This is a genomic window from Pseudomonas sp. S2_B07 (assembly GCF_054668435.1).
Window position 1 is genome coordinate 688764 of sequence record NZ_CP162769.1, and the last position, 24889, is coordinate 713652.

Below are 24889 nucleotides of genomic sequence, written 5' to 3' on the forward strand. Positions count from 1 at the left end.
CGTGGTTGGATGCGGGCATTGGTTTATGACAATAAAAAGAAAACTGGAGTAACCGCGTTATGAACAGCTTGCGCAGTGTGTCGATCAGCCGACGCTTGTGGCTCATCTTGATCGTGTCGGTGGTGATGCTGCTGACACTGGGCATGTTGATGCTCAAGCAGATTCACGACGACCTTTATCAGGCCAAGGCGCTGAAAACCCAGCACGTGGTACAGACCGCCAGCGGCATTTTGAATTACTACCATGACCTGGAAACGGCCGGCACCCTCACGCGCGAGGCCGCGCAGAAACAGGCACTGACCGCGGTTCGCGGACTGCGCTACGACCAGAGCGACTATTTCTGGATCAACGACCTGACGCCGGTGATGATCATGCACCCGGCCAACCCCAAGCTGGACGGCCAGAACCTCTCGGCCATCCGCGACCCGGATGGTTTTGCGGTGTTTAACGAAATGGTCGCCGTGGCCAAGGCCAAGGGCGCCGGCATGGTCAACTACCGCTGGCCGAAACCGGGCGCCAGTGCCCCGGTGGAAAAAACCTCTTACGTCAAACTCTTCGAGCCTTGGGGCTGGGTGATTGGCTCGGGCGTGTACATCGACGACACGCAGGCCGAATTTAACGGCCAGGTATGGAAGGCCACTTTCCTCGGCGTGGTCATCGCGCTGGTGATGGCGCTGTTGGTGATCCTGATTGCCCGCAGTATTGTGCGCCCGCTCCAAGACACCGTGAACGCCATGGCCAATATCGCCAGCGGTGAAAGTGACCTGACCCGCAGCCTCGATACCCACGGCCGGGACGAAGTGGCGCAACTGGCACGACACTTCAACGCGTTTACCACCAAGCTGCGCCTGGTGATCACCGAGCTGCAGGTGTCCGCCAGTGCGTTGGGTCAGTCGTCCAGTGAGTTGGGTAATGACGCTGCCCAGGCTCAGCAACGCAGCCAGCAACAGTCGCAGCAGATGGAACTGGTGGCCACGGCGATTAATGAAGTGACCTATGGCGTGCAGGATGTGGCGAAGAACGCCGAGCATGCGGCCAGCGAAATGCGCGATGCCGAATCCCAGGCGCAGCAAGGCCAGATCAACATCGACGGCAGCTTGCAGCAGATCGACAAACTGTCCGGCACCATCGATCAGGCAGTCGAGGTGATTCGTACCCTGGCAACGGAAAGCACGCAGATCGGCAGCGTCCTGGAGGTGATCCGCTCCATCGCCGAGCAAACCAACCTGCTCGCCCTCAACGCCGCCATCGAAGCGGCCCGGGCCGGTGAGCAGGGTCGCGGGTTCGCGGTGGTGGCCGATGAAGTGCGCCTGCTGGCCCAGCGCACGCAGAAGTCCACGGCGGAAATCCAGTCGATGATCGAACGCCTGCAAAGCCATTCGGAGGCGGCGGTCAAGGTCATCGGCGACAGCAGCCGCGCCTCCCAACTGACCATCGAACAAGCCGGTCTGGCCGGTGCGAGCCTGAATGCGATTGGCCAGGCGTTACGCAACCTCAACGGGCTGAACGCGTCTATCGCCAGCGCGACGTTGCAGCAGGCCCATGTGGTGGAAGACATCAATCAGAACGTGACCCAGGCCGCGGGCTTGTCCCACAGCACCGCGTTGGCGGCGGAGCAATCGAGTGTGGCCAGTGTTCGGCTGAAAGACCTGAGCGAGCAGTTGAACGGTTTGCTCAAGCAATTTCGCGTGTAACCCCCCTGTAGCAGCTGTCGAACAACGGGAGGCTGCGTTCGGCGACGAAGTCGTCGTGAATTCACGCAGCGCGGTGTTTGAGTCAGACCGCGTGTACAGGGTTTACGACAGCTGCGCTGCCGAACGCAGCCTCGCGCTGCTCGACAGCTGCTACTAGCCAGCAGGTTCTACTTGGCGGCGGCTGCCGGTACAATCCGCCCCCCACTTCGCTCTCCCCAAGGAACCTCCATGTCCGGGCTTGAACTGTTTGCCGCTGCCCTCGGTGTGATCGCCGTCTGGTTGACGGTCAAACAGAACCCCTGGTGTTGGCCAATTGGCCTGGTCATGGTCCTGCTGTACAGCTGGATCTTTTTTGAGGTGAAGCTCTATTCGGACATGCTCCTGCAAGTGATCTACGCCGCGCTGCAACTCTATGGCTGGTGGCAATGGACCCGTGCAGGCGAAGCGAATACCGGTCGGCAGGTCAGCCGGCTTGACTCGAAATCAGTCGCTTTGGGCCTCGCGGTCGGCGCGCTGGGCAGTGTGCTGTTGGGCGCCGCCATGGCGCACTGGACCGATGCTGCCCAGCCATGGCTCGACGCTGCACTCACGGGGTTCAGCCTGGTCGCGCAACTGTGGATGGCGCAAAAACGCGTGCAATGCTGGCCGCTGTGGATCGCCGTCGATGTCATTTTCGTCGGGCTGTTCATCTACAAAGGCATGTACCTCACGTCGGCCCTCTATGCGCTGTTCCTGCTGCTGGCCGTGCAAGGCTGGCGTGAATGGCGTGCCGACCCGGTACTGCGCGCATGAAGGTGCTGGTGCTCACGGGGCCCGAATCCAGTGGCAAGAGCTGGCTGGCGGCTGAGTTACAGGGCCATTTCGGCGGTGTGCGGGTTGATGAATACGTGCGCTGGTTCATTGAGCAGAACCCACGCGACACCTGCCTGGGGGATATTTCCGACATCGCCCGCGGCCAGTTGCAATGGGAAGATGAAGCCCGCTCCCGGCAGCCCCGGCTGTTGATTCTCGACACTCACTTGCTGAGCAATATCCTCTGGAGCCAGACCTTGTTTGGCGACTGCCCTGAATGGCTTGAGCCGGCATTATTGGCTCGCCATTACGATTTTCACCTGCTGCTATCGCCGGAGCACGTCGACTGGACAGATGACGGCCAGCGCTGTCAGCCCGAACTGAGTGAGCGCCTGGAATTTTTCAAGGCAACTCACCTTTGGCTCGAACAGCACCGCCAACCGTTTCAGGTCCTGCGGGGAAGCTGGGAAAACCGCCGGGGGCAGGCCTTTGATGCGGTCACCCGACTGCTGGTTTCCTGAGCCGGTTTTGGGTCGATTTCCCCAGCCATTTCCCCTGCTTTGGGGCAAGAGTGTCCATTCGTGAAACACTCATCTACCCGCAAACAGGCCATTTCAGCGCCCTTCATCATCTTGTCATGACTCTTGTTAAGCGCTTGAAACACATCCTCGCAAACCCTTGTTCCAGAGCTTTGCGTCGCGATTGTTCAGCCAAGCCCTATCGAGCTTGTCTCAGCCATGAAACAGCGGACGTATCGCGCGCTTTTCACAAAAAGTTAACCCGTTGAATTAAAACGACAATTCAAAAGCGGCACAGCTTTCGCTCTCTCCTTCCCAACGCTGACAAGGGCCAGCCCACAAAAGAAGGAATTGCTGCCGTGGGGACTTTCAATAAAGGCATGACTTGCCTACTGCTGATCGGATGTGCCGCTACGTCGGTACTCAGCCTCAACGCTCAGGCTGATGGCAATGGCGTCATCGTTCTCACACGTGATGTCCAACCCGTCCCAATTGGCCGCACTGGCGGCAAAGACCCCTACCCGACCACCGTCAATGCCAACCCTTCAGCACGCATCACGTCGACCATGAGCAACACCGAGTTGACTGACGGTGATTTCGCCAGCATTGCCAGCGGCTCGACCATCAGCGGCAACATCAATCCAAACTCAACCGGTGGCAGCATGCCAGGCCTCAATGTCGTGACCAATCCCAACGGGATGCCTGGCATGAGCGCCGGCCACGGTGGCGGCAGCGGTGCCGCGATTTCCGGAACCATCAATCGGGCCATGAGTTCCGGCATGGCCCCACTGACCAGAATGGCCGGAGGTCAATGACATGAATCGTAGCCTGATCTTTCTCGCCTTGTTCGCCAGTGCCAGCGCCATGGCCGACTCCGGTGTTCCAACCGTGAACAACGCCACCATCCAGGATGCCGGCGTTCAGTACAAGGGCAACTTGAACGTCAACCAGGCGGCCGGCGATCAACAACAACAAACCAACGTTCGCGCCATCGCAATCGGTACCAATGCCGGGGCGAGCACCAAGATTCACCAGTCAATCGACACCTCCGCCAATCCGTCCATGAATGCGACGGCCACCATCGGCGGAACCTCTTTCAGTAATGGCAACGGTGTACTGGGCGTCAACCAGAGCGCCGGGGCCAACAACCAGATGGCCAACGCTGCGCGGATCAGCATCAGTGCTGGACCGCAGAGCGTCGACGATAGCGCCCTTTCTCAACAGAACGTGGCGTTGCTACCAAGCTCAGGAGCAACTGGGTCCCAAACCGGCAGTCGCCAGGTCGTTACCAGCGACCAGGCCTTCACCGGCAGCCGAGGGATTATCCAGGTGAACCAGAGTGCCGGGGTGGGGAACCGAATGGCTAACACCCTGAGCATCCGGGTCGCTGACTGACCCAAACGCAGTGCGATTAGAAAGTACCAACACTTAACCAACTAATAAGCACGGAGAAACACCATGAAACCTACAATGGCTCTCAAACCACTGGTTTTCGCTCTCGCAGCAGTGATGGCAATCGCAGCACAAGCAGGCGGTCGTGATGATGATCACGGTCATGGCAATGGTCACGGAAACGGGCATGGCAGTCATCAGCCTAAAGGCCCAACCCTGGATCAAATTCTTTCAATTACGGCTGGCGCCGGCGCTACTGTTCTGGATACACAGGACAGCGATGGCAACACAGTGCTGAACCAAGGCACCCAAAACGGTGCAGCAACCGACAACTCGCTCAATGGTTCCAACGGTAATATGGGCGCTAACGTGGCCGCCGGCGACGGCAACCAACAAGACAACGCCGCCGCACTGGCTACTGCTGACGAAAGCTTCATTTTCGGTTCTGCAGTGGCGGCTTCCAGCGCCACACAAAACAACACCAACAACGCCGTTAACAACTACTCTAATACCAACACCGCCACGCTCACCAATGCAGGCAACAATGGTTCCGGCAACATCGGGATGAACGTGACCGCTGGCAACTTCAACCAACAGAAAAACAACCTGGCGATTGCTGTATCGGGTGGCCGTGTAGCCGCAGCAGCCGCATCGGCTGACCAAAGCTCCAGTGGTCTGCAAGTGGCCAACAACGGCACTCAGACCTACAAAACCGACACCCTCAGAGGCACCTTCACTGCTGCTGGCGCGTTTGTAGCAGCGGGTAAAGCAGTGTCTACTCCTGCTGACGATGATCATGGCCACGGTGGCTATGGCAACGACAACAGAGGTGGTGGTCATGGCGGCCATGACGATGGCAAAGTCAATTCCGACTTCGTTGCAGTTGGCGTCTTCGGTCTGGCTGGCGTAACCACTCAGCAATACCTGACTCCAGATGGCTGGAAAAACCCTGTGACCAACACTGCTGTAATGCAAAACTCGATGAACAACTTCTCCGGCAACGGCGGAGCCAACGTATCGTCTGGTGTAGGCAACCAACAAAGCAACTCGCTGTCCATCGCCGCAGGTTGCAAAGCCTGCCTGTAATCGCGATCGAAATGAAAGCCCCGGCAACGGGGCTTTTCCACAGTCCGCCAAGGCGTATCGATCATGCGTAAGACTGCCCTTTTCGCCCTCCTCTGCCTGTCTGGCCTGACTCAGGCCGCACAGATGCCAGTTGCCGCCCTGCCTGGCGGCGTGTTGGTCTATAAGCAGGTGCAGAGTTTGCGTGAGCGCAAGTTTGCCGACATCGTCGAACAGAAAACCGACTTCAGCTGTGGCGCTGCCGCACTGGCGACGGTGTTACGCCAGGCCTATTGGCTCGACGTCGATGAGGAGCACATCATCAAAGGCATGCTGGTCAACGCTGACCAGAACCTTGTTCGTACGCAAGGTTTCTCCATGCTGGACATGAAGCGCTACATAGAAAGCATCGGCATGCGCGCCAGGGGCTACAAGATCCCACCTGAAAAGCTGGATGCTGTAACGATTCCGGTGGTGGTACTGATGGAAATTCGCGGCTACAAGCACTTCGTGGTGTTGCAGCGTGCTGACAAGAACTGGGTCTATATCGGCGACCCGGTACTCGGACACAAACGCTACTCCCACGATGACTTTGTCAAAGGTTGGAACGGCATTGTCTTCGCTATCGTAGGTCCCGGTTACGACAAAACCAATGCATTGCGCAGTCCACCGGTACCACTGACAGCCAAGAACAAGCTGGATACTTTCAATCCTGTCAGAGACGCTGAATTGATGGATTTTGGTTTCATACAGAGCGACTTCTTTTAATCGCCAAAAGATGATAGTGGGGCAGGATGCTCCGGGAGCAGCAGATGAAAAGTTCATACTGGCTGGCCGTTGCCTGTCTGGCAGCGAGCGCATCAGGCTATGCCAATGGATTCAAACCCATCGAAATAAAGGATCAGGAACTCGCCCAGTTGCGCGGCCGTTATGTAATGCCCGGCCGGATTATCAGCTTCGGCGTGGTCATGAGCAGTACCTGGCGCAACGCCAGCGGAGACGTCATCGGCGCAACGTCGTCCATGCAGATCCAGGCAACAACGATCAAACCCGAATTCTACGTATCAACCATCAAGATCGACGGCAATGGCACTACGCCTGACCAAGGCGCCGGCAGTGTGATTGGTGGAGCAGGCCTGGCGACCAGCCAAGGCGTTACCCAAAGTGTTCGCGCCGCCGGGGACGGCAACACCGCCTACAACAACGTCTCGATCGACGTGAAGGAAGCCAACCAGGCTCCTGCGCTTGTGCCAGGTCAAGGACAAGCCCTGATGGCCGGACAAACCATCACCGGCAGCAACGCCGCCGGCAGTGTCGCCGTGTCAGCCACCGGGGGTGGCATACAAATGGCTATTCAGGCCAGCGGCAACCAAGGCACTGCACTGCAACAAGTCGCCCAGGGCGGATTGCTGCAGAACACCCGATTGCTGGGCAACAGCAACATGGTCAATAACCTCACTCAACTCAACGTGGTGCTCAATAATAATGGCCCGAGTGCTGGCGCATTGGACTGCAACCTGACCCAACTTAACGCCCTACGCACCTTAGGATATTGAACTACGCTGACTCTCGACCATTGGGCTTTAAGGGACGGCTAATTCATGTATCGATCAGTGTCACTGCGCGCAGTAGTTTGTTTGAGCACTCTGTTTCCGGCGGCGATGTTGCAAGCAGCACCCAACGCCGACGTAGAGGCCCTGAAACAGGAACTTCTGGAGCTAAAGCAACGATACGAAGTACAACAAAAAGCCCTGGCGGTACTTGAACAACGGGTCCGCCAGGTAGAGGACCAACCCGTAGCTCCCCCACCAAAACGCCTGGCCAAGTCGCCAGCCGACATGAAGGGGAACGCGGGGACCGCGGTAGCCACAGGGACTGGCGCCGCAGCCGCATCGGGGGGAGCCGCAGGGGGCAGTGGCAGTTCTTATGGCCAATCGCTGGCTGACGATTCACAACCGGCACAGAGCGTTTCCAACCTGTACGACGAAGCCAGCGGGTTCTTCGGCGGCGGCAAATTCAGCGTCGAAACCGGGCTCACTTACTCCCGATACGACACCCGCCAGCTGATCCTCAACGGCTTTCTCGCACTGGACTCGATCTTCCTTGGCAACATCAACCTCGATCGGATCAAGGCTGATACCTGGACGCTCGACCTCACCGGTCGCTACAACTTCAACAACCGCTGGCAGTTCGACCTGAACGTGCCAGTCATTTACCGCGAGTCGACGTACCAGTCCGGTGGCGGCAATCAGGGCGCGGCTAACGTCACCACTGAAGCGACTGTCACCCAGGATCCGGAAATTGGTGACGTGAACTTTGGTGTCGCCTACAAGTTTATGGACGAGTCGGTGAACACCCCGGATGCCGTGTTCACCTTCAGGGTCAAGGCGCCTACGGGCAAGGATCCGTTCGGGATCAAACTTCGCCAGACCGACGCCAATACCAACCTGTTCGTACCTGACTCCCTGCCAACCGGTAACGGCGTATGGTCCGTCACCCCGGGCATTTCGCTGGTCAAAACCTTTGACCCTGCGGTGTTGTTCGGCAGCTTGTCTTACACGCACAACTTCGAAGAATCCTTCGACGACATCAGCGCGACGGTCAACCAGAAAACCCCGGGCAAGGTGCAAATCGGCGACAGCTTCCAGATCGGCGCGGGTATTGCGTTTGCCCTGAACGAAAAGATGAGTATGTCGTTCTCGGTGTCTGACCTGGTGCAACGCAAAAGCAAGCTGAAACAGGATGGCGGGGACTGGGAATCCGTGGTCTCCAGCGATGCAAACGCCGGCTACTTCAACATCGGCATGACCATTGCGGCCACCGACAACCTCACAATTGTTCCCAACCTGTCCATGGGTATGACCGACGATGCCCCGGACTTCCAGTTCAGCCTGAAATTCCCTTACTACTTCTAACCCCTGACAAGGAATGGAAAAGGCCCGCTGCGATGCAAGTCGCAGCGGGCCTTTTCGTTTTGCCGCGCCCTAGCGGATCTGATGTTTGTGCAGCAATCGGTAGAACGTCGGGCGTGAAACACCCAATACTCTGGCGGCGACACTGAGGTTGTCACTGTGCCGATTCAGTACATCGCACAACGCCTGGCGCTCGGCGCGCGTCTTGTAGTCTTCGAGCGTGCCCATGGGCGTAGCGAAGGCTTGCTGGCTGATCAACCCAAGATCCCGCGCTTCGATTTGCCGCCCTTCGGCCAACACCAGTCCACGCCGTACCCGGTTGGCCAGTTCGCGGACATTGCCCGGCCAATCATGCTTGCCCATGGCAATCAGCGCGTCCTCACTGAAACTGCGCGGACGGCGGCCGGTTTCATGGCTATAGAAATGGGAAAAGTGGTTGGCCAGCATCGACAGATCGCCGTGGCGTTCACGCAACGGCGCGGTGACCACCTGAAGCACGTTCAGGCGGTAGTACAAATCTTCACGGAAGCGTTTCTTCTCGATGGCGGCCTCAAGGTCGACGTGTGTTGCCGCCAATACCCGCACGTCCACCGGAATCGGCTGACTGCCGCCTACACGTTCAATGTGTTTTTCCTGTAGGAAGCGCAACAGATTGGCTTGCAGTTCCAGCGGCAAATCGCCGATTTCATCGAGGAACAACGTGCCGCCGTTCGCCGCTTCGATCCGCCCGACCTTGCGTTGATGGGCGCCGGTGAAGGCGCCCTTCTCATGGCCGAACAACTCGGACTGAATCAGGTGTTCGGGAATCGCGCCGCAATTGATCGCCACAAAAGGTTTGCTGTGGCGTTGGGATTGTCGGTGCAGGGTGCGGGCGACCAACTCCTTGCCGGTGCCGCTTTCGCCGCGGATCAAGACCGGAGATTCGGTGGGCGCCAGTTTACTCAACAACTTGCGCAGTTCGCGGATCGGTTTGCTGTCGCCCAGTAATTCGTGCTCAGGCTGATCGATGTGAATCGTGCCCTGGCCACGCAGGCGCGCCATACCGAAGGCCCGCCCCAGGGTGACCTGAACCCGGGAGACGTCAAACGGCAACGTGTGAAAATCGAAAAACCATTCACAAACGAAGTCCCCGACATTCTGCAAACGCAGGACTTCCTGATTGAGTACGGCGATCCACTCGGTGCCGCTGCGGCTGATGAGCTCTTTGACGGCTTCCGGGCGTTCCAGGTGGAAAGGTTGTAATCGCAGGAGGCCAACGTCGCAGGTTTTATCGCCGGCATTCTCCAGAGAACAGCTATCAACATCCCAACCCACAGAACGTAAACCCGGTAACAGACGATGGCAGTCGTCACAGGGGTCTACTACTAACAGACGTCGTAACGCGGGCGTTTCGATCATGACTGTTCCTTGGCGCCAAATATTAGGAAATATTAGTAAAAACAGTCATTTGGCGGACCTGGCTGTAACATTAGCAAGAATTTGACACGGCCTTGTATCGATTGACTATAGAGCAGCCACTTAATAAGTTATAAGCAACGACTTGCTTAGTTACCTAACGAGTTGAACCTTTCATTTAGCTTTCAGAAGAAGCCCCTGCTATTGAGTATATGAAAGAAAGTTGAAATTTCTTTTGTTTGGGTGTGACCTGACCCCCTATTGGGGGCATCAGTACAAGTAACCAGCCGAACGGTAAGCCCAACCGACGGCACATCACTTGATTGGGCATACAGAGAGAAGACCCCATGACCGCCCCGCTCCGTATCAACGAAGCTCTTTTGATTGCCGACCGCGCATTTCAACCTTTCCAATGCGTTGCCTGGGCTCAACAAGACGGCAACGGCGAGCTCTGCATCACCGTCATCGACCGCACCAAAACCCATATCGGCCGCACCCAGATCCCTTGCAGCGCCTATACCGATCCTGCACAACTCGAACACCTGCTGGAGCAGGCCCGTGCCGAACTGAGCCAGGAAGGTTATAAACTGCAATCGTGGTCCATGCCGCATTAAGGGTGTTTGCGGATTACTTTCGGGTCATCCGCCCTTCCCCCGTTTATCTGGCTGATTGCGACAGTAACAGCCCACTTAATACTTCAACTTCCTCGCCACGTATTACTTGGCTGCCTTGTCAGTGGTTCGAAAAGACACTGTTCTGGCACACAGTGACCCTCCGTCTGTTAGTTATGACAGTTGTGCGATCGCTCATTCAGGGATTGAATGTTTCGCAGGCAGTTGCCCTCCCGCATCCGGGTTTCGGTCAGCTTGCAAGGAGATGCGCGAATGCCACACCAGACGGCTTTTGCCCTACCAACGCAGAACATCGCTGGCGACCTCGATAAAGGTTTTGCCGCCAACGGTAAAGCCCAAGTGTATTTCGCAGGCAGTACCTCAAGCATCGCCAACAGCGTGGAAATCGACTCGAATGGTCGTGTGCTGGTGGCGGCAACCGTCGGCATGCGAGACGGCAATTGCTTTGGCCTGGCCCGCTTACTGGAGGACGGCTCGGCAGACTTGGCATTCGGCCTTGACGGCAGCGTTATCGGGCAATTCCAGCGCGGTCACGAGGCCATGGCGGGCAAAGTCCACGTCCTCGCCAACGGACACCTGCTGGTGGCCGGTCTGCACTATGAAAACGCTCACCGAACGCTACCCGCGCTGGCACTGTTCGACTCGCAAGGTCACCCCGTCGAACATTTCGGTGACAACGGGCGCTGTGTCGTCCGCCTGCCGGGAAACCTGTCCCAGGGCATGCGCGACCTCTGGCTGCCTCCGGGGGTTCCGGGGGCCGAAGCCTGCGACGTCCAGGTCCAGGCAGACGGCCGGATTCTGCTGCTGGCCAACCATCATTTTGAACTGGCCGATCACGTCGGTCTGCTGATACGTCTCACCCGCCAAGGTGAACTGGACACGTCCTTCAACGGCCGGGGCTTTGTCATCGTCCGGCATTTATTGATGAACTCCTGGCTCAGCAGCCTGATGGTGCAACGTGACGGCCGGATCATGGTGGGTGGGTCGATCAATTTTCCCGAAGAAGGCTTGCTCGCCCGTTACCTCCCCGATGGCCGCCTCGATGACACGTTCGCCGTGGATGGTTTTATGACGTTCAAGGCCGAGGAACGTGGCGCTCAGGTCAGCCAGATCATCGAGCAGGACAATGGCGACTTGCAGTGTTTCGGCAGCAGCCGCGACCCCATGCATTGCCTCGCCTTCAAAGTACACAGCAACGGCCGCCCGGACGCCCATTGCAACAGCGGCCATCCCCAACTATTGAAAATCGGCCGCAGCGGGTGCCAATGGACAGCCGCCCGGCGCCTGAGCGACGGTCGTGTATTAGCGGTCGGCGCCACGATCGGTGGGGTTGAAGCCGACTTTCTGTTAGCCCGGTACTTACCGGGTGGACAGCTGGACCCAGGGTTTGCCGAAGGCAGCTGCTGGGTTCGCACGCGTCTGGGCCGCAGCCTGGACACGGCCACGTCGGTGGCCGCTCAGGCTGACGGAAGAATCGTCGTCGGCGGTTATTCGCTGGATGGCAACTATAAGGCCATTGTCGTGCGACACTTGGGCTAGACCGGCATTTCCGCACTTGATATTCCCATCTTGTTACGGCAAGTTGCGCGCTTCTTAATACAAGGAGTAGCCGATGTCCGGTTCAATGGCCCAGGCGTTCGCGCATAACTTTCTCGGCCACTCACCTCGCTGGTACAAGGTGAGCATTCTCGGTTTCATGATTCTCAACGCACTGGTGCTTTGGACCGTAGGTCCGGTCGTGGCCGGTTGGTTGCTGGTGCTGGAATTCATCTTCACCCTGGCCATGGCGCTCAAGTGCTATCCACTGATGCCTGGCGGGCTGCTGCTGATCGAAGCCCTGCTGCTGAAAATGACCACACCGCAGGCACTGTATGACGAACTGGTGCACAACTTTCCGGTGATCCTGCTGCTGATGTTCATGGTGGCCGGCATCTACTTCATGAAAGACCTGCTGCTGTTCCTGTTTTCGCGCTTGTTGCTGGGGGTTCGCTCCAAAGCGCTGCTGGCGTTGATGTTCTGCTTCCTCTCGGCATTCCTGTCGGCATTCCTGGATGCCTTGACCGTGACGGCGGTGATTATCAGCGCGGCCGTGGGGTTTTATTCGGTGTATCACCGCGTCGCCTCGGGCAATGATCCCCGCCAGGACAGCGAGTTCAGCGATGACCAGCACCTGCCGCAACTCCACCATGAAGACCTCGAACAGTTCCGCGCCTTCCTGCGCAGCCTGTTGATGCACGGTGCCGTGGGCACGGCGTTAGGCGGTGTATGCACGTTAGTGGGTGAGCCGCAGAACCTGCTGATCGGCCATGAGATGGGCTGGCACTTCGCCGAATTCTTTTTGAAAGTGGCCCCGGTTTCGCTGCCAGTGCTGGTGGCCGGCCTGGTGACCTGTGTGTTGCTGGAGAAACTGCGCTGGTTCGGTTACGGCACTCTCCTGCCGGACAACGTGCGTACCGTGCTGGCCAACTATGCCGCCGAAGACAACGCCGAACGTACCCCACGCCAGCGCGCCGCCTTATTGGTCCAGGGCGCCGCGGCGTTGATCCTGATTGCAGGGTTGGCGTTTCATATCGCGGAGGTCGGCCTGATCGGGCTGATGGTGATCATCTTGATCACTGCATTCACCGGCATCACCGACGAGCACCGGATCGGCAACGCGTTCAAGGACGCCATGCCATTCACCGCGTTGCTGGTGGTGTTTTTTGCGGTGGTGGCGGTGATTCATGATCAGCAACTGTTCACGCCGCTGATCCAGTGGGTCCTGGCGCTGCCGGCCGACCAGCAACCGGGCATGTTGTATATCGCCAACGGCTTGCTGTCGGCTATCAGCGACAACGTGTTTGTGGCGACCATTTACATCACGGAAGTGAAACGGGCGTTCATTGCCGGTCATATGTCCCGCGAGCACTTCGAGACGCTGGCCATTGCGATCAATACCGGGACGAACCTGCCCAGCGTGGCGACCCCCAATGGCCAGGCAGCATTTCTGTTTCTGCTGACCTCGGCGATTGCGCCGCTGATTCGCTTGTCGTATGGGCGGATGGTGTGGATGGCGTTGCCGTACACAGTGGTGATGGGTGTGTTGGGCTGGTATGCGGTCAGCTACTGGCTGTAACCCTGACCAAAAACTGCAGGAGTGAGCCTGCTCGCGATAGCGGTCATACATTCAACGATGATGTTGACTGATAGGGCCTCATCGCGAGCAGGCTCACTCCTGCAAGGGGGATTTATGTGGGTTGGCGAGGGAGGATGTATTGCTCGATCGCCTGGGCCGCACCGTCTTCGGTGTTTGCGCCCGTCACCACGTCGGCCTGACGCTTGACCGCCTCTTCCGCCTGCCCCATGGCAATCGACAGCCCGGCGCGATGAAACATCGCCGGGTCGTTGCCACCATCGCCCAGCGCGGCGGTCTGTTCCAGCGCAACCCCGAGGTACTCGGCCAGTGTTGCCAGCGCCGCGCCCTTGTTCGCCTGCATCGCCGTCACGTCCAGGTACACCGGCTGTGAACGCGAGACCTGGGCCTGCCCCTCAACCTTGGGCAGTAATTGCGCCTCCAGCTCGATCAGCAACCCGGTGTTATGGCTGGCCGCGACAATTTTGTCGATGCGTTCCAGGTACGGTTCGAAACTCTCAACCACCACTGGCGGATACCCCAGGCCATGCTGCTCCCGGGGAACCATCGGGCCATTGGCGTCCTTCAACAGCCAGTCGCCACCGCTGAACACCCAGACTTCAATGTCCGGCAGATCGGCGAACTGCGTCAGGGTGATGAGCGCAGCGGTGGCCGGCAAGTAATGGGCCACCAGCAAGCTACCGTCCGGGTTGACGATCGTGCCGCCATTGAACGCCGCCGTCGGCACATCGACGCCTAATGCTTCGATCTGCTGCAACATCGCTTTCGGCGGGCGCCCGGTGGCCAGGCTGAACAGCACGCCCGCCTCGCGCAACGAACGGACCGCAGCAATGGTGCGCTGACTGAGCGTGTGATCAGGCAGCAACAACGTGCCGTCCATGTCACTGAGCAGAAAACGGATGGGCTGTTGCGTGGCGCCTGTCATCCGAGGCTGTGCCAGACGCGACCGTCACGGGTCAGCAGCTTGTCGGCGTCGACCGGGCCGTCCTCACCTGCCGCGTATGGCTGAACCGTTGCGTCCTGCTGCCAGGCATCGAGGAACGGCTGGACGGCGCGCCAGCCGTTTTCGATGTTGTCGGCGCGCTGGAACAGCGTCTGGTCGCCGGTCAGGCAGTCATAGATCAGCGTTTCGTAGCCGGTAGACGGCTGCATCTCGAAGAAGTCCTTGTAGGCAAAACCCAGTTCGATATTGGCCATCTTCAACGCCGGGCCAGGCCGTTTGGCCAACAAGTCGAACCACATGCCTTCGTTGGGCTGAATCTGGATGCGCAGGTAGGTCGGTTGCAACTCATCGACCTCGGTGTCGCGGAACTGCGCATACGGCGCCGGCTTGAAGCAGATCACAATCTCGGTATCGCGCACGCTCATGCGTTTGCCGGTACGCAGGTAAAACGGCACGCCGACCCAACGCCAATTGTCGATCATGACTTTGAGCGCCACGTAGGTTTCGGTCGTGCTGTCGGGTGCCACGTTGTTTTCCTGGCGATAACCCGGCAGCGGGTTGCCGTCGACTTCGCCGGCGGCATATTGACCGCGGACCGAGTTGGCCCGAGCCTCTTCGGTGGACCAGGGGCGAATGGCCCCCACCACCTTGGCCTTCTCCCCACGTACCGCATCGGCGCCAAACGCGGCCGGCGGTTCCATTGCCACCATCGCCAGTAACTGGAACAGGTGATTGGGCACCATGTCCCGCAGGGCGCCGGTGTGTTCATAAAAACTGCCACGGGTTTCGACACCGACGGTTTCGGCGGCGGTAATCTGCACGTGGTCGATGTAATGGTTGTTCCAGAAGGCTTCGAACAGGCTGTTTGAAAACCGGCTGATCAAAATGTTCTGCACGGTCTCCTTGCCCAGGTAGTGATCGATCCGGTAGATCTGGTTTTCCGTCATCACCTTGAGTAAACACGCATTCAAGGCTTCGGCGGTTTGCAGGTCGGAGCCGAACGGTTTTTCGATGACCACCCTTCGGAACGATTCAGGCGTTTCCTGCAGCAAACCCGCCGCGCCTAGCCGACGCACCACTTCGCTGAAGAAACGTGGCGCGGTCGCCAGGTAGAAGACCGCGTTGCCGGTGCCGCTGTCGGCGATTTTGGCCGCCAGCGCTTGATAAGTGCTGTCGTCCAGGAAGTCGCCCTGGACGTAGCTGATGCCTTGGGCCAGTTTGTCCCACACCTGCGGATCAAGGGCTTGATCGCCCTTGCCGACCTTGGCGGCCACTTCGGTTCGAATGAAGTCTTCGAGCTTGCGGGCAAAGGCATCGTCAGTGATGGCGTTGTGGTCAACGCCGATGATCCGCAATCCATCCCCCAGCAGACCGTCGCGACTCAGGTTGTACAGCGCCGGCATCAGCAAGCGCTTGACCAGGTCACCGTGGGCACCGAACAGGAACAGCGTGGTCGGTGGTGCGGGTTCTGCCTTGGATTTATTGCGGATCAGACGGGTCATTTTTTCGAAGTCTCCACATGGCCGCCGAAGCCGAAGCGCTGGGCAGAGAGAATCTTGTCGCCAAAGGTACCTTGACCGCGCGAACGGTAGCGCGAGAACAGCGAGTTCGACAGCACCGGTACCGGCACCGACTGTTCCATGGCGGCTTCGATGGTCCAGCGACCTTCACCGCTGTCAGCCACCGAGCCGGAATAGCCATCGAGTTTCGGATCGCTGGCCAGTGCGTCGGCGGTCAGGTCGAGCAACCAGGACGAGACCACGCTGCCACGACGCCAGACTTCGGCGATGTCGGCGACGTTCAGGTCAAAGCGCTGGTCTTCCGGCAGGTTGGTGCTGGCCTTGGTCTTGAGAATGTCGAAACCTTCGGCGAAGGCCTGCATCATTCCGTATTCGATGCCGTTGTGAATCATCTTCACGAAATGCCCCGAACCTGCAGGGCCGGCGTGGATGTAGCCACGCTCGGCGCGATCGTCATCGGACTTGCGGTCCTTGGTGCGCGGGATGTCACCCATGCCTGGCGCCAGGCTGGCGAACAGCGGGTCAAGGCGTTGAACCTCTTTGGCATCGCCGCCAATCATCATGCAGTAGCCGCGCTCCAGGCCCCACACGCCGCCGGAGGTGCCGACGTCGATGTAGTGCAGGCCTTTTTCCGACAAGGTCTTGGCCCGACGGATGTCGTCCTTATAGAAGGTGTTTCCGCCGTCGATGATGGTATCGCCAGCTTCGAGCAGGTTGCTCAGGGTCTCGATGGTGTCTTCGGTCGGTGCGCCGGCTGGCAGCATGACCCAGACCGCTCGCGGTTTGGCCAGGCCGGCGACCAGGGCCGGCAAGTCTGCGACGCCCGTGGCGCCCTCGGCAGCCAGGGTATCGATAAAGGCGGTATTGCGGTCGTAAACGACAGTGGTATGCCCATTGAGCATCAGGCGCCGCGCAATATTGCCGCCCATGCGGCCCAGTCCAATGATCCCGAGTTGCATGTGCTGATGCTCCCTACTACAAATAATGTGTGTCAAAGGTTATAGCCCAACGTGAGTCATGGGGGGTTAGTCCAGAGCGTTGGCACATAGTTTCCGGGCATTGTGCCCGATCCTGATTGATAACGTCGGTAATCGCGCCGAAGACACAACGACCATGAAAAATAAAAAAGTTCCCTTGTGAGGCAAAAGAAATCAAAATCAGCGCCGATAGTAGATCAGCACCCGCTTGCAAGGGGCGGTTCTACAGTTGAGACAACCATTTGCGAGGTGAGCAATGGGCACAGTACACGCAGCACGGCCAGCACAGACCCTTTACGTTACGATTCGTCGGGATGAATTGCGTCAATTGAAAGAAGAGCGCGACCTCTTGAAGCAGGAACTCGCGCAACTGCGCCAGCTGACTCAAGGCACTCAATCGCCCTCCTTGCCCGTTACCCAACGCGCACCTCACGCCTGATTTTTCAGGTGAATCGGAGACAGCCTTGCGCTGTTTCCGACCTCGTTTTGCCCCCGCGATCTCTGCCAGTTCACAAATTTTTCACAAATACTGACTGATAATTCCTTCCATTATGGCCACTCGGTTCTCGTGTGGTTTCCGTTCGTCGGCAAGGGATGGCACGACGTCGAAGTGATTTCTGGCTGGAGCGTTGAATGGCTTTGTTTAAACGCAGCACTGCGTCTGCGAAAGGTTTCGATTGGGCAGGATTCCTCTGGCTATTCCTGTTCTTCTGGTATTTTTCCGGCATCACCCAATTACTCATTCAACTGACTGGCACCTCGGGCTTTACCGGGTTCCGCCAGGCGTTTGTGATGAGCGCCATCTGGCTTGCGCCGATGCTGTTGTTCCCTAAACAGACGCGCGTGATGGCGGCGGTGATCGGTGTCGTGCTGTGGGCCTGCTCGATGGCCAGCCTGGGTTACTTCTTTATTTACCAGCAGGAGTTTTCCCAAAGCGTCATCTTCATCATGTTCGAGTCGAACATCTCTGAAGCTGGCGAGTACATGACCCAGTATTTCGCCTGGTGGATGGTCGCGGCGTTCCTCGCCCACACACTGTTCGCTTATTTCCTGTGGACTCGCCTGCGCCCGGTCGTATTGCCGCGCGGGCAGGCACTGGTTGCCGCGACGGCCATTGTGATTGCCGTGGTCGGCTACCCGCTGGCCAAACAGACCGCGCGCACCGGCAGTTTTGCAGAAGGTTTCGACAAGTTCGAAACCCGCATCGAGCCTGCCGTGCCTTGGCAGATGGCCGTGGCCTATCACCGCTATCTGGAAACCCTGGCGGGCATGCAAGACATGCTGCACAGCGCGAGCAAGATTGCACCGCTGAAAAACCTGACGGACACCATGGCCAACCAGCCGGCGACCCTGGTGCTGGTGATCGGCGAGTCCACCAACCGTCAGCGCATGAGCCTCTACGGCTATCCGCGTGAAACCACACCGGAACTGGACAAGCTCAAGGATCAACTGACGGTCTTCGACAACGTCATCACCCCGCGCCCTTACACCATCGAGGCGTTGCAGCAGGTGCTGACCTTCGCTGACGAAGAAAATCCGGACCTTTACCTGTCCACTCCATCGCTGGTCAGCATGATGAAACAGGCGGGCTACAAGACGTTCTGGATCACCAACCAGCAAACCATGACCAAGCGCAACACCATGCTGACGACCTTCTCCGAGCAGGCCGACGAGCAGGTGTACCTGAACAACAACCGTAACCAGAACGCTGCGCAGTACGACGGCGACGTGGTCGAGCCGTTCAACAAGGCACTGGCCGATGCCGCGCCGCGCAAGTTGATCGTGGTGCATTTGCTCGGCACACACATGAGCTACCAGTACCGCTACCCGCCGACGTTCGACAAGTTCACCGACCGTAAAGGGGTGCCGGACGGCGTGCGCGACGACCAGGTGCCGACATACAACAGCTATGACAACGCAGTCCTGTACAACGACTTCGTGGTATCGAGCCTGATCAAGGACTACGCCAAGTCCGATCCGAACGGCTTCCTGCTGTACCTCTCCGACCACGGCGAAGACGTGTTCGACTCCGTCGGCCACACCACCCTCGGCCGTAACGAGAACAAGCCGACCGCGCCGATGTACACCATCCCGTTCATGGCCTGGGCATCGCCGAAATGGCGCGAAAACCATGACTGGAGTTTTGCCGCAGACCTGAGCCGGCCTTACAGCAGCTCGCAGCTGATTCACACCTGGGCTGACCTCGCCGGTTTGAGCGCTGATGAACTGGACCGCAGCAAGAGCCTGGTCAGCGCCAACTTCAAGCCGCGCCCATTGATGATCGGCAACCCTTATGAGCGCCAGGTGCGCCCTCTGATCGACTTCAGCCTGATGAAGCCGAAAGTTGATTCGAAAATCGTTCAACAGTAGATCCATTCAGGGGCCGATTCCGGCCCCTTTTGTTGCGCCCTGCGCAAAACCTCCCCTCTTCGATACACTTTAAAACGAGATTAATTCTCGTTTATTGCTAAATCCCCTCTCCTCTCTTCGTCTTTGAACAAACGGAAATTTTCCATTGACGACAAGGAGTCGGCTGCGATGTTCGCGCCCATCACCCGTTCCATGACTTTGACCTTCGGCCTGTGCAGCGCCGCACTCAGCCCTGATGTGCTGGCCGAGACTGATCCCGACAAACAGCCCGCCACCCTTGAACTGGCCGCCACCAGCATTTCCGCCGACAGCCTGGGCAGCACCACCGAAAACACCGAGTCGTACACCACCGGCGCCATGAGCACCGCGACGCGCTTGAACCTGTCGATCAAGGACACGCCGCAATCGGTGTCCGTCGTCACCCGTCAGCAAATGGACGATTTCAAACTCGGCACGCTGTCCGAAGCCATGGGCCAGACCACCGGCATCGTGGTCCAGCACAATGACTCGGACCGGGTCAGCTATTCGTCCCGTGGGTATTCGATCACCAACTTCCAGATCGACGGGATGCTCAATACTTTCAGCTACATGAAGTCGGATTCGGACACCATCATCTACGACCGCATCGAAGTGGTTCGCGGCGCGACCGGCCTGACCACCGGCGCCGGTGATCCGTCGGCAACGATCAACATGGTACGCAAACGACCGACCGCGCAGTGGGAAGCGCTGAGCGGGGTCAGCGCTGGCAGCTATGACGATTACTACAGTTACGTGGACGTCGGCGGGCCGCTGGCCTTCGATGGCCGCTTGCGCGGGCGCAGCGTGCTGGCGTATCGCGACAGCCATTCCTACCGTGACAAGTACCAACTGCAACGGGAAGTCGGCTACGGCATTATTGAAGCCGACCTGACCGACGACACCCTGCTTGCGGTGGGTTACGACTATCAGGACAAACAGGTGCAAGGCACGTCCTGGGGCACGGTCCCGTACTGGAACGCCGACGGCAGCAAAGCCCATCTGGGCCGTTCCACCAACATGGCCACGCCGTGGAGTTCCTGGCCGCTGAAGGACAAGACAGCATTCGCCACGCTGGAGCAGCAACTCGGTGCGGGCTGGCACTTCAAGGCGGCCTACACCCATCGCGAGAGTGACACTGACGGCAAGATTTACTACGCCGGTGGCGGTTTCCCCGAGGCGGATCGCAGCGGTATGGTCGCCAACGTCAGCCACATGGTCGGCACGCAAAAGATGGACGTGTATGACTTCAACGTGGCCGGGCCTTACTCACTGTTCGGGCGTGAACACGAAATGATGATCGGCTATGGCGAGTCGCAACGCAGTGAAGACAATCCTTACACGGTGGATGGCGCACGGCGGTCGGATTACGAAAATGTGCCTGACTGGAAATACATGGGCGGCATTCCAAAATTCCCCGACACCGTCACCAGCCTGCAAGGCGCTCATGAAAAGACCCGACAAAAAGCCGGCTACCTGGCCACGCGCCTGACCCTGGCCGACGACCTGCACGCGGTACTGGGCAGTCGTTATGGCACGTGGGAAATCTCGAAAAAGTCCAACAGTTACGACAACAACCTGCAACTGGCCGGCGTCGAAACCACCCGCCAGCAGCACAACGACATGTGGACGCCCTACGCCGGTCTGCTTTACGACATCACGCCTGAGTACACCGCTTACGTCAGCTACACCGACATCTTCAAGCCGCAAGACGCCCGCGACAGCAACCGCAAATACCTGGAACCGGTAGTGGGCAGCAACTATGAACTGGGGCTCAAGGGCAGCCTGCTGGAAGAACGCCTGAACCTGGCCACGGCGCTGTTCTGGAGCAAGCAAGATAACGTCGCCGAACTCGACGACTCTGTACCGCCGGACCCGGTCACCGGCGAGGAGTTTTTCAAATCCGGCGGCAAAGGCAACAAGGTCCAGGGGTTTGAAGCCGAGGTCTCGGGCGAGCTCATGGCGGGCTGGAACATGACGGCCGGCTACACCTACACCCACTCGGTCAATGGTGAAAAGCAACGCACCAACACCCCTCAACCGCTGAATATGGTGCGGCTGTCCACGGCGTATCGCCTGCCCGGCGAATGGCAGGCCCTGACCGTCGGTGGCGCGGTGAACTGGCAAAGTGACGTCTACCGCGCGGCCAGGCGCCCGATCGGACGGGGCGCCAATGGTGAAGTGATCACCACCAGCGCGAACATTCGCCAGGAGGCCTACAGCGTGGTGAAGTTGATGTCGCGGTATGAGTTCGACCGGCACCTCTCGGCATCGCTGAACGTCGATAACCTGTTCGACACGAAGTATTACGACAACGTCGGGTTCTACAACGGCGTGTTTTGGGGCGACCCGCGCACCGTCACGTTAAGCCTGGACTGGAAGCTCTAGCGTGCTCATTCCCATTTGGCGGAATCGGCAGATAATGTCCCTGCGACATTGCTTCATGGACGAAAGGCCCTTAACCCGTAATGGGAGGCACCCATGAAATGTACGACCCTGATCGTTGCTGGCCTGATGATGTTCGGCTCAGTCTCTGCATTTGCAGAATACGGCTCCGAACGCATGCGGTATTACTACGAGACGCTGCATCTCGCCCAGCAAAAGGCAAATGGCTTCGAGATCAAAAATATTGAACTGCGTGTTCCGAGCGATCAAACCGCACAGGTGACCGAAAACTACAAACCGAAGTAATCGAAGCCAGCCGGGCGTCCTGAGGGGCGCCCTTTTTTATGCCTGAGCAGTTAAAGCGCCTTGGTCCAGAACAGCATGCGGCCATGGGCCGGATCGAACATGCCGGCGGCAAACCCGAACTTGCCGTAGGACGCCTGTGCGACCGCATTGCCTTCGAGGACTTCCAGGGTGATCTTGCAGCAACCCCGCTGACGGGCAATGTCTTCAACCTTTTGCAGCATCTTCTGGCTCAGCCCCAAACCGCGGAACTGCGGGACCACCGACACGTCATGCACGTTGACCAGTGGCCGACAGGCAAAGGTCGAGAAACCTTCGAAGCAATTGACCAACCCGGCCGGCGCGCCGTCGACGAAGGCCAGTACACTGAACGCGTGGGGACGTTTGGCCAGCTCTCCGGGCAACTGCTGCAGGGTATCTTCGGGCAGTGCATGCCCGCCGCCCATCGGGTCCTGGGCATAGGCATTGAGCACCACGCCAATCGCCTCGGCGTGCACCGGGTTGGTATAGCTGGCCTGAAGTACCAGAATGTCTGCGGATTCCATTTCCATCGTTGCTATCCCGTCGAGTTATCCCGGCGCGTCACTCGCGCCGCGAAGTCGAAGGACATTAGCGTGAGTCGCCATCGCCGACAACCCGATCCTGCCTCAAACACCCCAGATCAGCGTCTCGGTCCAGCCCAGTTCGGCAAAATCCGCCGCCCGCAAACCCGACTCGCCAGAGCAGAAAAACTCATCCAGTTGCGGCGGTGCCACCGAGGTGCCGCTGAGCATGGCATGGACCTGGCCACGATGATGAAGCTGGTGTTCGAACAGATGGGACAGCAGACGTAAACGGCTGTCATGTTGCGGCGTGTCCCGGGCGATGGTGACGATTCGTCCCAGGTCTGTATCGCGCAATTGCTCGCAGTAGGCAATCAACCGATTGTCCACCAGCGATTGCTCGCGCTTGAGGTCTGCACCGACGCTGCATGGCTCGTCTTCCTTGAAAAAAACGTAGCAGTCGGGGTGTGGATCATCACCACGCAACTCGCGCTCCAACGCGTCCACGTAAAACCAGTCGCAGGTCAGGATGTGATTGAGGGTGGCGACGAGGCTGGGGAAGAAACTGACTCGCGGGGCCGCGAGCTCGGCCGGGGTCAACTGGTTCCAGGCCTTGGCCAGTCGGTAATTGGCCCAGGCGTTTTGATACGCCATGGTCAGCAAATGGTGAGACAGGGGCTGATTCATGTTCACGGCTCCCGAAAATCAGGCTTCAGCAAAGCGTTGCAGCTGCATTTCCTTCAAACGGCTTAACGTGCGACGGAACGGGAATTCCAGATAACCCTCGGTGTACAGGGCGTCCATCGGCACCTGCGCTTCGAGGTACAGCGGCACTTTGCGGTCGTAGCACTCGTCCACCAGCGCGATGAAGCGCCGCACGCCATCGTCGTGCACGGACAGCTGCGGCAGCTCGCGGTCTCCCGCAACGACGTGTTCGGCCGCATCTTCGGTGCCTCGGGCGATGCGCCCTTCGCGTTTTTGTGCGCTGAGGTTGGGCACTTCACTCAACAGAATAGCGCTGTAGGTGTCGCACAGGGCCATGAAGTCCATGGCCGAGAAAGGTTGTTCGCACAGGTCGGCATAACGGCACCACAGCACGCCAGCGCTGGCCTGCAGGACATTGACGTGGCGGTAGCCGACGGTCACCGGATCGCGGGACACGGACTGGCCCACGGTCAAGGCCTTGAACACATCACCCAGTGCATCGGGATGCGCGGCGTCGCTCACCCAGTAGCGCTGCAACGCGGTGCCAGGATGCAGGCGGTGATCTTCGCCGCCCTCCACCGCGATCACCTGCATGTGCCGCTTGATCGCCTCGATCGCGGGCATAAAGCGGTCGCGATTGAAGCCATCGGCGTAGAGCTGATCCGGCGGCAGGTTGGAGGTGCATACCACCACCACGCCCTGCTCGAACATCACCTGAAACAAGCGCCCGAGAATGATCGCGTCACCGATGTCGTTGACGAACAACTCGTCGAAACACAGGACGCGCACGTCCTCACTCAACTCCCGCGCCAACGCCTTCAAGGGGTCGGCGGTGCCGGTCAGTTGAAACGAACGCTGATGCACCCAGCCCATGAAGTGGTGGAAATGCTGACGCCGGGCCGGCACGCGCAGGGTTTGATAGAACTGATCCATCAACCAGGTCTTGCCCCGCCCGACCGGTCCCCACAGGTAAACGCCGGTGATCGGCGTTCGCCCTTCATGCAAGGCTTCGTGGCATTTTTGCAGTGCCCACACGGCGTGTTCCTGGGCTTCGTCCTGGACGAAACCCTTGGTTTCAATGGCGTGTTGCCAGGCGCTTAACGGAGAGTCGACATTCATGCGCGGGAGTATACGTCCGAACTGTCGCCACCGCCTCAGGGCTGCATCAGGACCGTAGCAACTGTCGAGCACCGCGAGGCTGCGGCGACGTGCGAACGCAAGCTGCTACAAGATCGGGGTTGGATTGAGCTACAGCGAGATGTCCAGTCGGGCGATCTTCCCCTGTTCGTTGAGGCGGAACATGTAGCGCAGTTCCAGCGGGCTGCCGGGAAAGGTGCCGGAGATCAGGTTGTGCACCAGCACCTTGCCGGTGCGCTGCTGAACATTCAGCACCTCGACCCGGGGCTGATAGCGCTGCGCGGTCTCTTCCATCCATTGGGCGATTGCGCGGGTGCCGATCTGGTGCTGGCCTTCATCGAACACATTGGCATCCTCGGCGAAAAAACTGGCGACCCTGGAGGTGTCGCGAGCATTGGCGGCGGCAATGTAGGCAGCGATCGCGGGGGCCAGTAAAGAGGCGGGATTGGACATGGTTGCGGC

At 58.8% G+C, this 24889-nt stretch carries 24 protein-coding genes; 16 read left to right on the forward strand and 8 right to left on the reverse strand.

Annotated features, from left to right (window positions below):
• Positions 1-59: 59 nt before the first annotated feature.
• The 9 genes from AB4N43_RS03170 to AB4N43_RS03210 all read left to right on the forward strand — a co-directional run bounded on the left by AB4N43_RS03170 (position 60) and on the right by AB4N43_RS03210 (position 8373).
• Positions 60-1694 (forward strand): methyl-accepting chemotaxis protein, encoded by a 1635-nt coding sequence (locus AB4N43_RS03170; RefSeq protein WP_027923529.1) that lies wholly within the window; start codon positions 60-62, stop codon positions 1692-1694.
• A 228-nt stretch (positions 1695-1922) separates the two neighbouring features.
• Positions 1923-2486 carry a nicotinamide riboside transporter PnuC gene (pnuC, locus tag AB4N43_RS03175; protein WP_027923528.1) on the forward strand — a complete coding sequence of 188 codons (564 nt, stop codon included), beginning with the start codon at positions 1923-1925 and terminating at the stop codon, positions 2484-2486.
• The gene (locus AB4N43_RS03180) at positions 2483-3007 is read left to right on the forward strand and encodes an AAA family ATPase (protein WP_194940382.1); all 525 of its coding nucleotides are present in this window, start codon (positions 2483-2485) and stop codon (positions 3005-3007) included. The genes pnuC and AB4N43_RS03180 overlap by 4 nt, the downstream gene beginning before the upstream one ends.
• A 356-nt stretch (positions 3008-3363) precedes the next feature.
• Positions 3364-3819 carry a hypothetical protein gene (locus tag AB4N43_RS03185; RefSeq protein WP_027923526.1) on the forward strand — a complete coding sequence of 152 codons (456 nt, stop codon included), beginning with the start codon at positions 3364-3366 and terminating at the stop codon, positions 3817-3819.
• Position 3820: 1 nt separating this feature from the next.
• Positions 3821-4399, forward strand: coding sequence for a hypothetical protein (locus AB4N43_RS03190; RefSeq protein WP_027923525.1), 579 nt, complete (start codon positions 3821-3823; stop codon positions 4397-4399).
• Positions 4400-4462: 63 nt separating this feature from the next.
• Positions 4463-5482 carry a heme utilization protein gene (locus AB4N43_RS03195; RefSeq protein ID WP_460153153.1) on the forward strand — a complete coding sequence of 340 codons (1020 nt, stop codon included), beginning with the start codon at positions 4463-4465 and terminating at the stop codon, positions 5480-5482.
• Between the two features lie 63 nt (positions 5483-5545).
• A complete protein-coding gene (locus tag AB4N43_RS03200) occupies positions 5546-6226 on the forward strand; it encodes a C39 family peptidase (protein ID WP_027923523.1) in 681 nt (226 codons plus the stop codon).
• A gap of 44 nt (positions 6227-6270) precedes the next feature.
• Positions 6271-7014: a hypothetical protein gene (locus AB4N43_RS03205; protein ID WP_027923522.1), complete on the forward strand. Its 744-nt coding sequence runs from the start codon at positions 6271-6273 to the stop codon at positions 7012-7014.
• Positions 7015-7059: 45 nt separating this feature from the next.
• Positions 7060-8373: a transporter gene (locus AB4N43_RS03210; RefSeq protein ID WP_027923521.1), complete on the forward strand. Its 1314-nt coding sequence runs from the start codon at positions 7060-7062 to the stop codon at positions 8371-8373.
• Between the two features lie 69 nt (positions 8374-8442).
• Here the strand turns inward: AB4N43_RS03210 and AB4N43_RS03215 are convergent, their stop codons facing one another.
• Positions 8443-9768, reverse strand: a complete 1326-nt coding sequence (locus AB4N43_RS03215) for a sigma-54 dependent transcriptional regulator (RefSeq protein WP_194940004.1) — start codon at positions 9766-9768, stop codon at positions 8443-8445.
• A gap of 344 nt (positions 9769-10112) precedes the next feature.
• On the opposite strand from AB4N43_RS03215, the gene AB4N43_RS03220 reads away from it, so the two are divergent.
• The 3 genes from AB4N43_RS03220 (at position 10113) to nhaB (ending at position 13512) form a co-directional block, all read left to right on the forward strand.
• Complete coding sequence (locus tag AB4N43_RS03220) at positions 10113-10379, forward strand: hypothetical protein (RefSeq protein ID WP_027923519.1); 267 nt, start codon at positions 10113-10115, stop codon at positions 10377-10379.
• 270 nt (positions 10380-10649) lie between these two features.
• Positions 10650-11936 (forward strand): NHL repeat-containing protein, encoded by a 1287-nt coding sequence (locus tag AB4N43_RS03225; protein ID WP_059180902.1) that lies wholly within the window; start codon positions 10650-10652, stop codon positions 11934-11936.
• A gap of 73 nt (positions 11937-12009) precedes the next feature.
• Complete coding sequence (nhaB, locus tag AB4N43_RS03230; RefSeq protein ID WP_460153155.1) at positions 12010-13512, forward strand: sodium/proton antiporter NhaB; 1503 nt, start codon at positions 12010-12012, stop codon at positions 13510-13512.
• A 112-nt stretch (positions 13513-13624) separates the two neighbouring features.
• Here the strand turns inward: nhaB and AB4N43_RS03235 are convergent, their stop codons facing one another.
• The 3 genes from AB4N43_RS03235 to gnd are packed head-to-tail and all read right to left on the reverse strand — an operon-like array spanning position 13625 to position 16952.
• Complete coding sequence (locus tag AB4N43_RS03235; protein WP_027923516.1) at positions 13625-14455, reverse strand: Cof-type HAD-IIB family hydrolase; 831 nt, start codon at positions 14453-14455, stop codon at positions 13625-13627.
• Positions 14452-15975: a glucose-6-phosphate dehydrogenase gene (gene zwf, locus AB4N43_RS03240; RefSeq protein WP_027923515.1), complete on the reverse strand. Its 1524-nt coding sequence runs from the start codon at positions 15973-15975 to the stop codon at positions 14452-14454. The genes AB4N43_RS03235 and zwf overlap by 4 nt, the downstream gene beginning before the upstream one ends.
• On the reverse strand, positions 15972-16952 hold the full coding sequence (gnd, locus tag AB4N43_RS03245) for a phosphogluconate dehydrogenase (NAD(+)-dependent, decarboxylating) (RefSeq protein WP_027923514.1): 981 nt from the start codon (positions 16950-16952) through the stop codon (positions 15972-15974). Before gnd ends, zwf begins: the two co-directional genes overlap by 4 nt.
• A gap of 274 nt (positions 16953-17226) precedes the next feature.
• Between gnd and AB4N43_RS03250 the strand changes: the two genes are divergently transcribed.
• From AB4N43_RS03250 to AB4N43_RS03265, 4 genes are all read left to right on the forward strand, one after another.
• Entirely contained in the window at positions 17227-17409 is a 183-nt protein-coding gene (locus AB4N43_RS03250; RefSeq protein ID WP_081743948.1) for a DUF6026 family protein, read from the forward strand.
• Between the two features lie 194 nt (positions 17410-17603).
• Complete coding sequence (locus AB4N43_RS03255) at positions 17604-19340, forward strand: phosphoethanolamine transferase CptA (protein ID WP_027923513.1); 1737 nt, start codon at positions 17604-17606, stop codon at positions 19338-19340.
• A 168-nt stretch (positions 19341-19508) separates the two neighbouring features.
• A complete protein-coding gene (locus AB4N43_RS03260; RefSeq protein ID WP_027923512.1) occupies positions 19509-21743 on the forward strand; it encodes a TonB-dependent siderophore receptor in 2235 nt (744 codons plus the stop codon).
• Positions 21744-21836: 93 nt separating this feature from the next.
• Positions 21837-22046 carry a hypothetical protein gene (locus AB4N43_RS03265; RefSeq protein ID WP_027923511.1) on the forward strand — a complete coding sequence of 70 codons (210 nt, stop codon included), beginning with the start codon at positions 21837-21839 and terminating at the stop codon, positions 22044-22046.
• A gap of 50 nt (positions 22047-22096) precedes the next feature.
• On the opposite strand, the gene AB4N43_RS03270 is transcribed toward AB4N43_RS03265, so the two are convergent.
• From AB4N43_RS03270 to AB4N43_RS03285, 4 genes are all read right to left on the reverse strand, one after another.
• Entirely contained in the window at positions 22097-22588 is a 492-nt protein-coding gene (locus AB4N43_RS03270) for a GNAT family N-acetyltransferase (RefSeq protein ID WP_027923510.1), read from the reverse strand.
• A 102-nt stretch (positions 22589-22690) separates the two neighbouring features.
• On the reverse strand, positions 22691-23272 hold the full coding sequence (locus tag AB4N43_RS03275) for a DinB family protein (protein ID WP_460153158.1): 582 nt from the start codon (positions 23270-23272) through the stop codon (positions 22691-22693).
• An 18-nt stretch (positions 23273-23290) separates the two neighbouring features.
• The gene (gene zapE, locus AB4N43_RS03280; RefSeq protein ID WP_410921511.1) at positions 23291-24409 is read right to left on the reverse strand and encodes a cell division protein ZapE; all 1119 of its coding nucleotides are present in this window, start codon (positions 24407-24409) and stop codon (positions 23291-23293) included.
• A gap of 129 nt (positions 24410-24538) precedes the next feature.
• Entirely contained in the window at positions 24539-24880 is a 342-nt protein-coding gene (locus tag AB4N43_RS03285; RefSeq protein WP_027923507.1) for a nuclear transport factor 2 family protein, read from the reverse strand.
• Positions 24881-24889 lie beyond the last annotated feature (9 nt).